The 15,585-nt window shown below is 70.7% G+C and carries 13 protein-coding genes and 2 pseudogenes; 5 read left to right on the top strand and 10 right to left on the bottom strand.

Annotated elements, in window-relative coordinates; genetic code table 11:
- Positions 1-44 precede the first annotated feature (44 nt).
- Positions 45-188: a hypothetical protein gene (locus OG904_RS27565; protein ID WP_405495445.1), complete on the bottom strand. Its 144-nt coding sequence runs from the start codon at positions 186-188 to the stop codon at positions 45-47.
- 233 nt (positions 189-421) lie between these two features.
- Here OG904_RS27565 and OG904_RS27560 point away from each other — a divergent pair, with 233 nt between their 5' ends.
- The 3 genes from OG904_RS27560 (at position 422) to OG904_RS27550 (ending at position 4,261) form a co-directional block, all read left to right on the top strand.
- Positions 422-1,327 (top strand): alpha/beta fold hydrolase, encoded by a 906-nt coding sequence (locus OG904_RS27560; RefSeq protein WP_405495443.1) that lies wholly within the window; start codon positions 422-424, stop codon positions 1,325-1,327.
- Positions 1,328-1,500: 173 nt separating this feature from the next.
- Positions 1,501-3,582: a discoidin domain-containing protein gene (locus OG904_RS27555; RefSeq protein WP_405495441.1), complete on the top strand. Its 2,082-nt coding sequence runs from the start codon at positions 1,501-1,503 to the stop codon at positions 3,580-3,582.
- 82 nt (positions 3,583-3,664) lie between these two features.
- Positions 3,665-4,261, top strand: a complete 597-nt coding sequence (locus tag OG904_RS27550) for a TetR/AcrR family transcriptional regulator (protein ID WP_405495439.1) — start codon at positions 3,665-3,667, stop codon at positions 4,259-4,261.
- 7 nt (positions 4,262-4,268) lie between these two features.
- Here OG904_RS27550 and OG904_RS27545 read toward each other — a convergent pair whose 3' ends face one another.
- From OG904_RS27545 to OG904_RS27535, 3 genes are all read right to left on the bottom strand, one after another.
- Complete coding sequence (locus OG904_RS27545; RefSeq protein WP_405495437.1) at positions 4,269-5,150, bottom strand: formylglycine-generating enzyme family protein; 882 nt, start codon at positions 5,148-5,150, stop codon at positions 4,269-4,271.
- 107 nt (positions 5,151-5,257) lie between these two features.
- Complete coding sequence (locus OG904_RS27540) at positions 5,258-6,658, bottom strand: sulfatase (RefSeq protein ID WP_405495435.1); 1,401 nt, start codon at positions 6,656-6,658, stop codon at positions 5,258-5,260.
- Between the two features lie 136 nt (positions 6,659-6,794).
- A complete protein-coding gene (locus OG904_RS27535) occupies positions 6,795-7,754 on the bottom strand; it encodes a LysR family transcriptional regulator (RefSeq protein WP_405495433.1) in 960 nt (319 codons plus the stop codon).
- 171 nt (positions 7,755-7,925) lie between these two features.
- On the opposite strand from OG904_RS27535, the gene OG904_RS27530 reads away from it, so the two are divergent.
- Positions 7,926-11,417: a M28 family peptidase gene (locus OG904_RS27530; RefSeq protein ID WP_405495431.1), complete on the top strand. Its 3,492-nt coding sequence runs from the start codon at positions 7,926-7,928 to the stop codon at positions 11,415-11,417.
- A gap of 184 nt (positions 11,418-11,601) precedes the next feature.
- On the opposite strand, the gene OG904_RS27525 is transcribed toward OG904_RS27530, so the two are convergent.
- Positions 11,602-11,934: a hypothetical protein gene (locus OG904_RS27525; protein ID WP_405495429.1), complete on the bottom strand. Its 333-nt coding sequence runs from the start codon at positions 11,932-11,934 to the stop codon at positions 11,602-11,604.
- Between the two features lie 54 nt (positions 11,935-11,988).
- Positions 11,989-12,198, bottom strand: a complete 210-nt coding sequence (locus OG904_RS27520) for a hypothetical protein (protein WP_405495427.1) — start codon at positions 12,196-12,198, stop codon at positions 11,989-11,991.
- Between the two features lie 110 nt (positions 12,199-12,308).
- Between OG904_RS27520 and OG904_RS27515 the strand changes: the two genes are divergently transcribed.
- Entirely contained in the window at positions 12,309-12,707 is a 399-nt protein-coding gene (locus OG904_RS27515; RefSeq protein ID WP_405495425.1) for a PP2C family protein-serine/threonine phosphatase, read from the top strand.
- A 25-nt stretch (positions 12,708-12,732) separates the two neighbouring features.
- Here the strand turns inward: OG904_RS27515 and OG904_RS27510 are convergent, their stop codons facing one another.
- From OG904_RS27510 to OG904_RS27495, 4 genes and pseudogenes are all read right to left on the bottom strand, one after another.
- The gene (locus OG904_RS27510) at positions 12,733-14,301 is read right to left on the bottom strand and encodes a hypothetical protein (protein WP_405495423.1); all 1,569 of its coding nucleotides are present in this window, start codon (positions 14,299-14,301) and stop codon (positions 12,733-12,735) included.
- A gap of 153 nt (positions 14,302-14,454) precedes the next feature.
- Complete coding sequence (locus OG904_RS27505) at positions 14,455-14,649, bottom strand: hypothetical protein (RefSeq protein ID WP_328297393.1); 195 nt, start codon at positions 14,647-14,649, stop codon at positions 14,455-14,457.
- Between the two features lie 100 nt (positions 14,650-14,749).
- Positions 14,750-15,155, bottom strand: a pseudogene (locus OG904_RS27500) (ATP-binding cassette domain-containing protein); the annotation flags it as partial.
- A gap of 68 nt (positions 15,156-15,223) precedes the next feature.
- Positions 15,224-15,543: pseudogene (locus tag OG904_RS27495) on the bottom strand (ABC transporter substrate-binding protein); the annotation flags it as partial.
- Positions 15,544-15,585: the final 42 nt, after the last annotated feature.

The raw sequence follows: 15,585 nt of genomic DNA, 5'->3' as shown, positions 1-15,585 counted from the left end.
GTCCCATGCGCCCCATTCTCGACCCGTCGGGGCCCCCGGGCCATTCAGTGCGCCGACTCCCCGAATTCGGCGTGCTGCGTCAGCAGGGCGAGCTCCGGCTCCCCGTTCGGTTCGGGCGGCGGAAAGCAGACGCGCCGCGCCTCCGCCCTCGCTTCGGCGAGGAGGCTTTCGAACGCTTCGTCCGTCACGGCCATCACCTTCCCCCGGTCTTCCGGGTCCTCACAGGGGATTCGTAGCGGGCCCGCGCGGGGATTGCCGGCACGGTCGGCCGCCCGGCCGCCTGGACCGCGCTCGCGGCGGGCTTCTACGGCCAATCCCGCTTCACCCGCCACTTCCAGCGCATAGTGGGCACCACTCCGGGGCGCTACGCCCGGCGGGGAGCACGCCGAGGCGAGCTGGAGCACAGGGAGAAGGTGCCGTGATGAGCGAACAGAAGGCCCTGCGGGTCGGCCCCTCGGGCATCGAGGTGGCGTACGAGCGCTTCGGCGACCCGGGGGCGCCGCCGGTGCTGCTCGTGATGGGCCTCGCGGCGCAGATGCACGGCTGGCACGAGGGTTTCTGCGCCGAACTCGTGGCCCGGGGCGTCCAGGTGGTCCGGTTCGACAACCGTGACACCGGGCTCTCCTCGCACTTCCCCCACGGGCCGGTCCCGGACATGGCGGCCGCGCTCGCCGGCGACGCCTCGTCCGCGTCCTACACGCTCTCGGACATGGCCGCCGACACCCTCGGGCTGGCCGACGCGCTCGGGTGGGACGGAGCGCACCTGGTCGGCGCTTCCCTGGGCGGTGCGATCGCGCAGACCGCCGCGATCGAGCACCCGGACCGGGTCCGCTCGCTGACGACGGTGATGTCCACGACGGGCGACACCTCCGTGGGGCAGGCCCGCCCCGAGATGCTCGGCGCGTTCGCCGGCCCGCCGGCGGTGACCCGCCAGGAGGTGATCGACCGGATGGTCCGCGTCTCCCGGGCGGCCGGGTCCCCCGGGTTCCCGTTCGACGAAGCCGAGGTGGCCGCGCGCGCCGGACGCGCCCACGACCGTTCCTACGATCCGCCGGGCGTCCTGCGCCAGGCCGTGGCCGCCCTGGCCTCCGGGGACCGGACGGAGCTGCTCCGGGCCCTGGACCTGCCCACACTGGTGATCCACGGCGCCGACGACCCGATGTGCGACGTCAGCGGGGGACGTGCGACGGCCGCGGCCGTCCCGGGGGCGGAGCTGCTGGTCATCGAGGGCATGGGCCACAGCCTGCCGCGCGCTCTGTGGCCCGTGTTCGCCGACCGGATCACCGGTTTTGTCCATCACGCCGAAAGTGAGCGCGGGAACGCGTAAGGTGACGATCCATCAGGTCATCTGACCCGGACTATTGACTCTGTACCCGGCAGTAGCGATTCTCGACGCAATGCTTGCGCGGGACATGACAAACAGGTGCCAGGGCCCCCGTGCCTCCGGTGGACCGTGTCCTCGACCGCGCCCTCCGCCGACCGAGGACGTGAGTAGTGGCCATGACCCGACAACCACACCGGCAACCGAGCCCCGACCGGCGCCGCCGGCGCAAACCGATCGCGGTGCTGTCCCTCCTCTTCGGCCTGCTGGCCACGGTGCTGGGCCCCGTCCCGGGAGCGGCCGCCGACAACGGCTGGTGGAACCCGGTCGCCCGCCCGGCACCCGACTCCGGGATCAACGTGACCGGAGAGCCCTTCAAGGGCACCGACGCCCAGGGCAACGTACGCGGCTTCGTGGACGCCCACGACCACATCATGTCCAACGAGGGCTTCGGCGGCCGGCTGATCTGCGGCAAGCCGTTCTCCGACCTCGGGGTCGCCGACGCGCTCAAGGACTGTCCGGAGCACTACCCCGACGGCAGCCTCGCCATCTTCGACTTCGTCACCAAGGGCGGTGACGGCAAGCACGACCCCGACGGCTGGCCCACCTTCAAGGACTGGCCCGCCCACGACTCGCTGACCCACCAGCAGAACTACTACGCCTGGATCGAACGGGCCTGGCGCGGTGGCCAGCGTGTCCTCGTCAACGACCTCGTCACCAACGGGGTGATCTGCTCGGTCTACTTCTTCAAGGACCGCAGCTGCGACGAGATGACCGCCATCCGCCTGGAGGCGCAGAAGAGTTACGACATGCAGGCCTTCGTCGACAAGATGTACGGCGGCCCGGGCAAGGGCTGGTTCCGCATCGTCACCGACTCCGCGCAGGCCCGTGAGGTCGTCAAGCAGGGCAAGCTCGCCGTGGTCCTCGGTGTCGAGACCTCCGAGCCCTTCGGCTGCAAGCAGATCCTGGACATCGCGCAGTGCAGCAAGGCGGACATCGACAAGGGCCTGGACGAGCTGTACGGGCTCGGCGTGCGCAGCATGTTCCTGTGCCACAAGTTCGACAACGCCCTGTGCGGGGTGCGCTTCGACGAGGGCGCCCTCGGAACGGCCATCAACGTCGGGCAGTTCCTGTCGACCGGCACCTTCTGGCAGACGGAGCAGTGCAAGGGCCCGCAGCACGACAACCCCATCGGGCTGGCGGCCGCGCCCAGCGCTCAGAAGGAGCTGCCCGCCGGGGTGGCGGTGCCTTCGTACGCCTCGGGCGCCCAGTGCAACACCCGCGGTCTCACCGACCTCGGCGACTACGCGGTGCGCGGCATGATGAAGCGCAAGATGATGCTCGAAGTCGACCACATGAGCGTCAAGGCCGCGGGCCAGGCCTTCGACATCCTGGAGTCCGAGTCGTACCCGGGCGTGATCTCCTCGCACAGCTGGATGGACCTCAACTGGACCGAGCGGCTCTACAAGCTCGGCGGTTTCGCCGCCCAGTACATGAGCGGCTCCGAGGCGTTCAGCGCGGAGGCCAAGCGTACGGACGCGCTGCGCGAGAAGTACCACGTCGGCTACGGCTACGGCACCGACATGAACGGCGTCGGCGGCTGGCCCGGCCCGCGCGGCGCCGACGCGCCCACCCCGGTCACGTACCCGTTCCGCAGCACCGACGGCGGCTCGGTCATCGACAAGCAGGTCACCGGCCAGCGCACCTGGAACTTCAACACCGACGGCGGCGCCCACTACGGCATGGTGCCCGACTGGATCGAGGACATCCGGCTCGTCGGCGGACAGGGCGTGGTCGACGACCTCTTCCAGGGCGCCGAGTCCTACCTGCGCACCTGGGGCGCGTCCGAGCAGCACAAGGCCGGGGTGAACCTCGCGGCCGGCGCGGCCGCCTCCGCGAGCTCGGCCGAGTGGAACCCGTTCGTCAGCTACGCGCCCGGCAAGGCCGTGGACGGCGACCGGGGCAGCCGCTGGGCGAGCGACTGGAACGACGACCAGTGGGTGCAGGTCGACCTCGGGTCCGAGCACCTGGTCAAGCGGGTCACCCTCGACTGGGAGCGGGCGTACGGGAGGTCGTACCGCATCGAGGTCTCCTCGGACGGGGCGAACTGGCGGACGGCCTGGTCCACGGCCGGCGGCGACGGCGGCCTGGACACGGCGCAGTTCGCGGGGGTCCCGGCCCGGTACGTCCGCGTCCACGGAGCGGGACGCGGTACGCAGTGGGGTTACTCCCTGTACGAAGTCGGCGTATACAGCAGCTGACGACGTCGAACGGGGTGTCCGTGGGCGTTCGCGCCCGCGGGCACCCCGCTCGGGGCGCACCGGAGCGAAGGGGGACCCGTACATGGCACGGATGCCGTTGACCGACAGGCGCAAGCAGCTGACGGAGGCGGCGATCCGCGCGATGACCCGTGACGGGGTGTCCAGGACCACGACCCGGTCGATCGCCGCCGAGGCGGGCGTGTCACTCAGCGTCTTCCACTACTGCTTCGACTCCAAGCAGGCGCTGCTGGAGTCGGTCATCGAGACCATCACCGCCCACTACATCACGATAGTGAAGGCCGCGATCCAGCCCAGGGCCACGCTGCGGGAGACCATCCGGGCCGGTTTCCAGGCGTACTGGGACCACGTGGCGGCCAGCCCCGGCGCGCACATGCTCACCTACGAGCTCACCCAGTACGCCTTGCGCCAGCCCGAGTTCGGGCATCTGGCGCGCAAGCAGTACGCGTCGTACTGCGATACGTACGCCGAGCTGATCGAGGAGCTGCGCCGGATCACCCCCTTCGAGCTCAGCGTGCCGGTGAGCGTGCTCGCCCGCTACCTGGCCGCCATGACGGACGGGGTGACGCTGAACTTCCTGGTCCTCGGCGACGAAGCGGCCGCGGCCGGGATCCTCGACATGGTCACCGATCACGTGGCCGGGCTCGTCCGCACCGACTGACCATCGCTCAGGCCGCGACCCGGAAGCCGATGTTGGACGTGGAACTGTCGGGGGTGTTGGAACTGCGGGCCGCGACCCGGTAGCGGTTGCAGTACGAGTCGTGGCAGAGGAAGGAACCGCCGCGCATCGTGCGGGAGTCGTGGCCCGGGGCGAAGGGGTCGGCGCACCATTCCCATACGTTGCCGACCGTGTTGTACAGGCCGTGTCCGTTGGCGCGGTAGGACTTCACGGGGACGGTGCCGAGGTGGGGGCCGGTGTGGCCGGTGGGGAAGTCGCCCTGCCAGATGTTCAGCATGGTGCGGCCGCCGGGGGCGAGTTCGTCGCCCCAGGGATAGCGGCGCTGCTCCAGCCCGCCGCGGGCCGCGTACTCCCACTCGGCCTCGGAGGGCAGCCTGGTTCCGGACCAGGAGCAGTACGCCTGGGCGTCGTTCCACGAGATGTGGACGACGGGGTGGTTCTGCCGGGAGGCGATGGACGATTCCGGCCCCTCGGGCCGCTTCCAGCTCGCTCCGGACACCGCCCGCCACCACGGGACGCCCTCCACGGCCGGGGCGGTGGCCGCGAGCTCCTGGTCCAGCAGGCCGGCGAAGACGAAGGAGAATCCGAACTCCTCGGCCTCCGTGACGTGTCCGGTGGCCTTCACGAAGGTGGCGTACCGGGCGTTGGTCACCGCCGTCGGCGCGATCCGGAAGGGAGCCACCGCCACCTCCCGGACCGGGCCCTCCCCGTCCGCCGGGAAGCCGTCCGCGTCCTGCGTGCCCATGAGGAAACGCCCCCCGGGCAGATCGAGCAGACCGCGTACCGCGCGGGGCGCGGGGACCGCGGGTGCGGCGAGCAGGGTGACGGCGCCGGCCGGGGAGTCGTGGCCCGGGGTGCAGCAGGAGGACATGGTGGCTCCGTTGGAGGATCGGTGCGGGGGCGGGGCGGTGCGCGGGCGGGGCAGTGCGGTGCGGTCCGGCCGGGCGCGTACGGCGCGCCCGGCCGGAGGCCTGGCGGCTAGCCGACCCGGTCGGCGGCGAGCTGCGCGGCCAGGGCGGGGATGCCCAGGTTCCGCTCCTGCGCCGGGGTCGCCTGGTACAGCTTGTTGACCAGCTGGTACGGGTCGACGGCGAGGTCGTAGTACTCGCGGAACTTGACCTCCCCGGTGCCGGACACGGTGCCGTTGGCGTCGGTGTGCAGCTGGTAGTACTCCACGTACTGCTTGTCCTTGGACACGTAGGAGGACCAGGTGCGGTGGTCGGTGCCGGTGCCCTTCTTCCACCATTCGACGAGCAGGTGGTCGCGGCTGTACGAGCCCAGCAGCGACCTGCCGTCCTGCGGGGTGTCCGGGGTGATCCCGGCGGCGTCGAGGATGGTGGGCGCGATGTCGATGTTGGCGACGATGCGGTTGTCCACCGTGCCGGCCCCGAGGCCTCCGGCGGGCCAGGAGAGGTAGAACGGCACCTCGTGGGCGGGGCCGTAGGGGACCGACTTGGCGGTCCAGCCGTGATCGGCCCAGCCGAAGCCGTTGTCGCCGATGTAGATGACGAGGGTGTTGTCCAGCTGGCCGAGGGCCGCCAGCTTGTCCTTGAACGCCTGGACCGCGTCGTCGACCGACAGGAGCGTGCGCAGCTGCTCGGCGCGGATGCGCTCGCCGTCGGCGAGGGTGCCGGTGGCGTCCTGGATGTAGGGCGGCTTGTCGCTGCGGTCGGCCTCCGTGACGGAGGGGCGGCCGTTCCACTCGGGGACGGCGGTGCCCGCGTACTTGGGCTCGGGCGTACGGGGCCCGTGCGAGGCGTAGGGGGTGACGTAGGCGAACCAGGGCCGGGTGTCGGTGGCCGCCCGGTCCAGGAAGCTCAGCGTCCGGTTCTTGATGATGCCCGTGGTGTAGCCGTCGATCGTCCGGACCGCCCCGTTGACGTTCCACTTGGCGTCGACGTATCCGGGCTGGAGCAGCGCGAATTCCTCGAAATGCGGCGGCGCGTCGGCAATGTTCCAGGAATTGAGGTATTTGCCGAAGAGACCGGTGCGGTATCCGGCCTGTTTCAGATAGCGCTGGACGGTGGTGTTCTGGTCCAGGGCCGCCGCGGAGGCATTGTTGCGGACCCCGTGGTTGTGGGCGTAGCGGCCGGAGAACACCGAGGAGCGCGAGGGCGCGCACAGCGGGGTCGTGACGTGGCCGTGGGTGAATTCCACGCCCTGGCCGGCGATCCAGTCGATGGTCTTCTGGATGGCCCAGTCGGTCTGTTTGGGCTGGTCGTCAGTGACGATCAGCAGGATGTTCGGGCGGCCGGCGGCCCCCGCGGAGGCCGCCGCCGACGCCGGGCCGATCGCCGGCACGGCGGCTGCCGCCGCTGCCGCCGCCGTGCCGGCGAGGAAACCTCTCCGGCTGACCTGCGTACGGGCTCTCTTGCTCATCGGTATTTCCTCCTGCTGTCCGAAGGGGAAATGGTGTGGCGGCCACTGCCATGCGGAGAGCGTAAAGGGAGCCGAATACCCGTTCAATGTACGGAGTGTGAAATGACGTCAGGGGCGGCGGGAGGGCGAAGGAGGATCAGTCCAGGGAGGGATGGGCCTCCGGATGCTCATCCCACCAGGACCGGTGGAAGGGGTTGTTGTCCACATTGGCCAGGTACGCGTAGGCGGCCGAGCGGTAGAAGAGCTCCGCCTGGCGGGCCGAGACCGTCGAGCGGTTCCAGGCGAGCCTGATGCGTCCGGTGATGGGGGCGCCGATCAGGGGACGCATCACGGTGCCCGCCACGGCCGGCGCGGTGGGCTGGCTGAGGGAGACCGCGCGGCCCGCGGAGATCAGGTCGTACTGCATGATGCGGTCGGTGATCCGGTAGCGCAGCGAGGGGGCGAACCCTGCCTTGGCGCAGGCCTCGATCAGCGCCTCGGGGCCCCCGTCGTCGTCCTCCACCAGCGTCATCCACTGTTCATCGGCGAGGTCTGCGAGGTCGAGGGCCTCCAGCCGGGCCAGCGGATGGCGGGCGGACATCCGGATGCAGAACGGCTCCTTGGGGACCAGCGTGCGGGCCGTAACTCCCCCGGGCAGCGGGACCTCGTGGTCGTTCACCTCTCCGTACACGATGACGTCGTAGCGGCTCGCGCCGAGCATCCGCACGAGGGCGGTCACCGAGTCCTCCAGGTCCACGGTGATGTCGCGGCCCGACAGGGCCAGGTCCCGGCGTGCGATCAGGCCGTCGATCAGCACCAGGAGGATGCAGCCCAGGCGCAGCGGCGCGCCGGCCGTCCGGGCCCGGGTCTCGGCGCCGAGGGCGTCCATCTCGCTGAGCACCCGGCGCGCCTTGGCGAGGACGAACTGGCCCAGCGGGGTGGGTTCGACCCCCAGGCGGCCCCGGACGAAGAGTTCGCCGCCGGTCACCCGCTCGATCCTGCGCAGCTGCGCGGAGAGCGCCGGCTGGGAGACCCCGAGTCTCCGCGCCGCGCCCCCCAGGCTGCCGGTTTCCGCTATCTGGCAGACGGCTTGCAGATGTCTCAACTCCAGCTGCATCCGGGCAGCTTACGCAGCGTCACGCGACGGCACCATAACGCCGGTCTTATGTGCGCAGGGATGTCCCGATCTCGTCATGGACACGCCCATACTCGGCCGCGAACCGCCAGATTCTCATCCCCTTCTCACCCCCCACACGATCGGAGTGGACTCTTGCAGCCCACCAGATTGATGGCAGCCATCGCGGCCATGGTGCTGACCACGGGCCTCGCCGGCACGCTGGCCACCACCGCCACCGCCGCCCAGACATCGGTTCCCGCGCCCGTCCCGGGCACCTCCGCCGAACGGGCGGTCGCCGCGGCTGACGCGGCCGTGCGCAGCGGCCTCGACACCCTGGTCAACTCCCCTCAGCAGCAGTACGACCGGCGCCTGGTCACCCCCTGGGTGAAGGACCTGTACTCGGTCGCCTACGAGCGCAGCTACCGCGGCCTGCCGGTGGTCGGCGGCGACGCGGTCGTCCTCGCGGACGGGGAGGGCCGGGTGCGCGCCCTCCAGTCGGCCTCCTCGACCGTGATCGACGTTTCGATCACCCCGTCGGTGACCGCGAAGGCCGCCGAGGCCACCTCGCGCCGCGAGCAGGTCAAGACCGACCAGGTGCAGGGCAGCCGGCTCGTCGTCAAGCTCAAGGACGACAAGCCGGCACTGGCCTGGGAGACCGTCCTGGTCGGCCGGACCGCCACGGCGCCCAGCAAGCTGCACGTGTTCGTGGACGCGCGCACCGGCAAGGTCCTCGACCGCTTCGACGAGGTGGTGGCGGGCAGCGGCAGCAGCAAGTGGAACGGCCCGAACCCGCTGACCATCGACACCACGGCCTCCGGTGGCACGTACTCCCTGCGCGACCCGAACCGCACCGGCCTGAGCTGCGCCGACTACAGCTCGGGCAGCGTCTTCTCGAAGTCGTCGGACTCCTGGGGCACGGGCAACCCCACCTCCAAGGAGACCGGCTGTACGGACCTCATGTTCGCGGCCCAGAAGCAGTGGGACATGCTGAGCCAGTGGCTCGGCCGCAACGGCGTCAGCGGCAACGGCCGCAGCTTCCCGGGCAAGGTCGGCCTCGGTGACCTGAACGCGTACTGGGACGGCAGCTCGGTGACCATCGGGCACAACCAGGCCAACGAGTGGATCGCCGGCGTGGACGTGGTGGCCCACGAGTACGGGCACGCCATCGACACCAACACCCCGGGCGGCACCAGCGGCCAGGAGTCCGGGCTCGGCGAGGCCACCGGTGACATCTTCGGCGCCCTGACCGAGGCCTTCGTCAACGAGCCGTCCCCGTACGACACTCCGGACTACACCGTCGGCGAGATGATCAACCTCGTGGGCAGCGGTCCGATCCGGAACATGTACAACCCGCCGGCCGTCAACAACGACCCGGCCTGCTACAGCTCCTCCATACCGGGCACCGAGGTGCACGCGGCGGCCGGCCCGCTCAACCACTGGTTCTACCTGCTCGCCGAGGGCACCAACCCGGGCGGCGGCAAGCCCAGCAGCAGCACCTGCAACCAGTCCACGCTGACCGGCGCGGGCGTGCAGAACGCCGGCAAGATCTTCTACGGCGGCATGCTGCTGAAGACCTCCAGCATGTCCTACAAGAAGTACCGGACGGCGACCCTGAGCTCCGCCAAGTCGCTGGACGCCACCTGCGACCTGTTCAACAAGACCAAGGGTGCCTGGGACGCCATCAGCGTGCCCGCCCAGTCCGGTGACCCGACCTGCACCCCCAGCGGTCAGAACAGCGACTTCTCGCTCGCGCTGAACCCGTCCTCGGGCACCGTCCAGCAGGGCGCCTCGGTCACCACCTCCGTGGCCACCGCCATCTCCCAGGGCACGGCCCAGCAGGTGACCCTCACCGCGTCCGGCCTGCCGGCCGGCGTCACCGCCTCCTTCAGCCCGGCCACCGTGCAGTCCGGCCAGTCCTCGACGCTGACCCTGACCGCCTCCTCCAACGCGGCTCCCGGTTCCTCGACCGTCGTCGTCAAGGGCCAGGGCACCAGCCTCTCGCACACCGTCGACTACGCGCTCACCGTCGGCGGCACCACGCCGCCCCCCGGCGCGCCGAACATCGACGTGACCGCCGTCCAGGCGCACCTGACCCAGCTGAACACGATCGCCTCCCAGAACGGCGGCAACCGCCGCGCGGGCAGCGGTGGTTACACCCAGTCGGTGGCGTACATCAAGGGCAAGCTGCAGGCGGCCGGCTACACGGTCACCGAGCAGAACTGCACCTCCTGCACCTACCCGTCGAACAACCTGATCGCCGACTGGCCCGGCGGCCCCGCCGACCAGACGATCATGTTCGGCTCGCACCTCGACAGCGTCTCCGCCGGCCCGGGCATCAACGACAACGGCTCGGGCTCCGCGACCCTGCTGGAGAACGCGCTGGTCCTCGCCCAGAAGAACCCGACGATGACCAAGCACGTGCGCTTCGCCTGGTGGACCGACGAGGAGCAGGGCCTCAACGGCTCGGAGTTCTACGTCAACCAGCTCACCAGCACCCAGAAGTCGGCCATCAAGGCCTACTACAACTTCGACATGGTCGGCTCGCCCAACGGCGGCTACTTCATCAACAACGTCAACTCCACCGCCGCGGCCCCGCTCAAGGCGTACTGGACCTCGCTGAACCTCGCCCCCGAGGAGAACACCGAGGGCCAGGGCCGCAGTGACGACTACTCCTTCCAGCAGGGCGGCATCGCCACCTCCGGCTACGCGGCCGGCGCCAGCGCCCGCAAGACCTCGGCGCAGGCCACGAAGTGGGGCGGCACCGCGAACGCGGCGTACGACTCCTGCTACCACAGCTCCTGCGACACCACGAGCAACATCAGCGCGACGGTCCTGGACCGCAGCGCGGACGGCGTGGCCTACACGATCTGGAACCAGGCCGTCGGCGGCACCACGCCCGGCCCGGACTTCTCGATCAGCGCCTCCCCGGCCACCGGCAGCGCGAACCAGGGCGGCACCACCACCTCCACGATCAACACCGCGACCGTGAGCGGAGCGGCCCAGACCGTCGCCCTGTCGGTGACCGGCGCCCCCGCCGGCACGACCGCGACGCTCAGCCCCACCTCGGTCCAGTCCGGCAGTTCCTCGACGCTCTCCGTACAGGTCGGCGCGAGCACCGCGCCCGGCACGTACACCCTGACCGTCACCGGCGCGGGCTCCGTCAGCCACACCACCACCTACACCCTGACCGTCACGGGCACCGGCCCCTCCTGCACCCCGCGCCAGCTCGTCGCCAACGGCGGCTTCGAGAGCGGCTCCACCCCGTGGACGGCCACCTTGGGCGTGATCACCAACCAGGCCGGTCAGACCCCGCACGGCGGCTCGTACAAGGCCTGGCTCGACGGCTACGGCCAGACCCACACGGACAGCGCCTCGCAGTCCGTGACCGTCCCCACGGGCTGCGCCTCGTACCAGCTCGGCTTCTACCTGCACATCGACACCGACGAGACCGAGAACACGGTCTACGACACCTTCACGGTCTCGGTGGGCGGCCAGACGCTGGAGACCCTGTCCAACGTGAACGCGGCCTCCGGCTACCAGCTCAAGACGTACGACGTCTCCCGGTTCGCCGGCCAGACGGTCACCCTGAAGTTCCAGGGCGCGGAGGACCCGTCCCTCCAGACCTCCTTCGTCGTGGACGACGTCACCCTCCAGGTGAGCTGACGCCCACGGCATCCCGAGCACGAGGCGAGCACACCCGAGCACCACGTGAGCACGACCTGAGCAGGACCTGAGCAGGACGTGAGCAGGACGTGAGCACCGTCCGGGCGGTATCCGCCCCGGCCCCCATGCGGCCGGAGCGGGTGCCGCCCGGCCGTGTGCGGTGTATGCAGGAGGCATGGACCCCTCAGCGCCGCACCCACGCACCAGCAGGTTCCGGGATTCGCGCGCGGTGCTGCTGTCGGTCCCCTTCGCGCTGATCGCCGTCGTCACGACGGTCGACGTCCTGGCGCCGCCGGAAGTCCACCTGGGCCCCTTCCTGGTCGCCGCCCCCGCCCTGACCGCTTCCTTCGCCGGGCCGCGGATGACCGGGTTCGTCGGCGCCGTGGCGGTGCTCGCCCAGGTGGCGGTGGCCGTGGTCCGGACCTCGCTCACCGACCTCAACCACACCTTCCAGATCATCGCGCTCGTGCTGATCTCGGCGTTCGTCACGTTCTTCGCACACCTGCGCGAGGTGCACGAGGGGCAGCTCACCCGCCTGCGTTCGGTGGCGGTCGCCGCCCAGCAGGTGGTCCTACGGCCCCTGCGCGAGCGGATGGGCCCGCTGCGGATCGCCGCCGTGTACCTGGCGGCCGAGGCCGAGGCCCAGATCGGCGGAGACCTGTACGCGGCCGCCCGCACCGCCACCAGCACCCGGCTGCTGATCGGCGACGTCCGCGGCAAGGGGCTGGAGGCGGTCGGAGAGGCCGCGATCGTCCTCGGCGCCTTCCGGGCCGCCGCCCATCTGGAGCCCGACCTGCCGGGACTGGCCGGCTATCTGGAGGCCGCCGTGGCCGCCGATCCCGACCGGGGCGCGGGCGGGCCGGGCCGGACGAGGGGTTCACCACCGCGGCCGTGCTCGACATCCCCGACGGGGAGCCTTACCTGCGCCTGGTCAGCTGCGGGCACCCGCCGCCGCTGCTGCTGCGCGGGGGCAGCGCCGTACCCCTCCAGGTGGACCATCCGGCGCCGCCGCTGGGTCTCGCGGAGTTCGTGGACACCGGTTTCGCCGCACAGTCCTTCTCCTTCGAGCCGGGCGACGTGGTCTTGCTGTACACGGACGGCGTCATCGAGGCCCGGGACGCCTCCGGCGCCTTCTACCCGCTGCCGGAGCGGGCGGCCGACTGGCCCGGCGACGGGCCGGAGGCACTCCTGCGCCACCTGTGCGCGGACCTGCTCGCCCACGCCGCGGGCGGCCTGCTGGGAGACGACGCGGCGATGGTGGCCATCGAGCGGGTCGGCCACGGGACCTGAGCGCGGACCGGCCCCCAGCGGTGGATCAGCCGCCGTCGCGGACCGCGACGATGCCGTTGAAGACGCCGACGTAGGCCGTCCCGTCGGGGCCGAGCGTGATCGGGGCCCAGTTGTTGTCGTAGAGCGGGCCGGTGCCGGTCAGCCGGCGCCAGCGGCGCTCACCGGTGCGGAAGTCGACGGCCGTGAGGTACCAGGCGTCGATCCCCCAGAAGTTCGGCTCCTTCTCGTAGAAGTAGAGCAGCCCGTTCGCGGTGGAGAGCTTGGGCACCACGGAGGGCGAGCGGATCGCGCTCTGCCAGACCGTGTCGCAGCCGCTGCCGTCGGCCCGGACGTCGATGCGGCTCACGCCACCGACGACGGATTTGCCGAGGACCAGCGAAGTGACGTTCTCGTAGCCGTAGTTGTTCTCGACGACGATGCTGTTGCCCCAGGTGATCAGGGAGTTGTCGGTGGTCGAGGCGCCCGAGCCGAAGACCGGCACCTTGCACACCAGCCGCCGGCCTTCGGGCACGTCCAGGCCCCGCTTGTAGACCAGGACGTTCATCCGGTCGTCGGCGTTGTCGGTGATCGCGACGTAGCCGTTGCCGAAGAGGTCCGGAGTGGTGCCCGAACCCTGGTTGACCGACCCGGGCTTGGTCCCCGTGCCCCGGTCGTACGTCTGGCGCCACTGCGCGACGGGGGTTCCGTCGGCGGTGGCGGCGAAGCTGTAGAGCGCGTGGTCGGTGACGATGGACACGCCGTCCTCGGCGACCGAGAAGGAGTTCTGGATCTCCTCCCCCGGCAGCCGGATCGAGCGGATCACCGAGGTCCGCGGGTCGACCGTGCCGACGCGGCCCTGGCGGGTGACCCACCAGATGCGGCCGTTCCAGTCGGGCATGACCGAGGTGACGGGGTCACAGGTGCCCGTGGGCCACAGGTTGGTCCAGTCCACGCAGTCGTGCGGGACCTGGCCGGTGAGGTCCCAGTCGTCGTCGACCTTGAACGCCCAGCCGCCGTCCGGGTTCTGCACGTGCGAGAGGCGCAGGATGTGCTGGCGGGAGTCGGCCAGTACCGCCCGGTCCTGGTTGTCCAGGTAGAAGTAGGCACCGCCCGAGGTGTCCTTGAAGATCTTCGAGAAGTCCAGCGAGGTGATCGCCTGGACCGTCGAGGAGCGCTGCGGGAGCTGGTACTCCGCGAGCGTGGCGAGCGTACGGGGCTCCAGCAGCTTGACCTTGAAGCCGCCGAAGGTGCCGCACACCGTGACCAGCCGGCCGGCCGAGTCGAAGGTGGCGGTGGCGCATTCGCCGCCGAGGGCGGCGATCTTCTCGCTGGTCACCTGCGGGTTCTTGCCGAGCGGCCCGGACCAGGGCGAGGTGGCGCTGCCCGCCGCGTCGGAGTGCATGCCGCTGCGGCCGTTGGGCGCGAGGAAGGGGTGCTGCGGCGGGGCTTCGCCGGGCAGCGGCACCGCGGTGGCGGGGCCGCCCTCGTAGTGGCTGACCAGGCGGCGGCCGGGGGCCTGGGGTATCTCCTCGGCGGCGGCCGGCGCGACCCCGTACAGCACCGCGCATGCGGCGAGGGCCGGTACCGCGGCGCAGTTCAGCGCTCTTCGGAACATTCGGACTTCCTCCCTTTTCCTCAGTCTTGTTGACATTGCGTATGACATCGCGCCGGGGCCAGACGCTAGATCGCACTGCCTGAGGAGTCCATGGAAGAACCGGATGATTCACGAAGGCGCAACAGTTGATCATCCCCAACGGCGGGCCCGGACCTATGGCTTGAACCCGCTGACCACGTTCGCCGTGGCCGAGACCCCGTTGTGGATGGTCGCCGCCAGACCGCTGCCGGCGAGGTAGAAGCCGAGCAGGACGCAGACCAGCGCGTGCGACACCTTGAGGCCGCCACCGCGCATGAAGATCCACGCGAGGACGAGGAGCAGGACGACGACGGAGAGGGAGATCACCATCGGAACACCTCCTTGTGCGGCGCCATCGTGGCGCAGGAGGAGGGCTTCCCGGGCGAAACCCGTGTCCGCCAAACGGGTGTTGACCGTCCGTGACCGCCGCTCAGTCCTTGACGATCTCCGCCCAGTGGGCCGTTCGCCCGCACCAGCGTCCGAGCAGTACGGGGTCACGGCCCACCGCCAGCAGCCCGGCGCCGGACTCCGCCCGGTACGCCTCCACCACGCCGATCCAGTGCGGCGGTGGTGGAGGCGTCGAGCATGGCGGTCATCTCGTCGCAGACCAGCCAGCGAGGCCTCAGCACCAATGCCCGTGCCAGACAGGCCCGTTGCAGCCGACCGTCACTAACCTCGTGGGGCCGTCGGCCGAGCAGGTCGGCGCCGAGTCCCACCCGGTCCGCCAACTTCGTTACCACGGAGTCGATTTCGCTACGCCGGCCAGTGGCCCGGGGCGGTTCGGCGACGAGTTCGCGCAGCCTGAGCCGGGGGTCGGTCGCCAGCCGCGGCTGCCGGCTTCGCGGTAAACCCGCCGCTGTTGACGTCCTGGCCGCCCGCGATGCGCTCGGGGGCGATGGGCAGGCTTCACTCCCCGACGGAGCCGGTAGGTGTACGTGAGCCCGTCCGCGGAGACCTCCGGCAGCACCTCGGCCAGCGCCGGTCGCAGCTTCATGTCCGCGTCGTGCGTCAGCAGCCCGTCGAAGATGTTCGAGTTGCCGTCCTTGCCGTAGCCCAGCAGCGGGCTGAGGCTCTCGGGCTCGTCGGCTATGCCGACCACGGCGGAGTCGGTGCCTCCGGATCCCGCCGCGGCGCCTCCCCGGGGGTCGAGCAGGCCGCCGCGCCCGTGACGATTGCGGCGGCCAGGGCCACCCTGGCCATTCCCCGTACGGTCCGGGCCGTCATCCCGTGCACTTCCTTCTTACTGCAAAGGGTTCGCAATAATGC

Source organism: Streptomyces sp. NBC_00096, from assembly GCF_045041305.1.
GTDB lineage: Bacteria > Actinomycetota > Actinomycetes > Streptomycetales > Streptomycetaceae > Streptomyces.
This window is presented reverse-complemented; position numbering and strand designations above follow the sequence as displayed.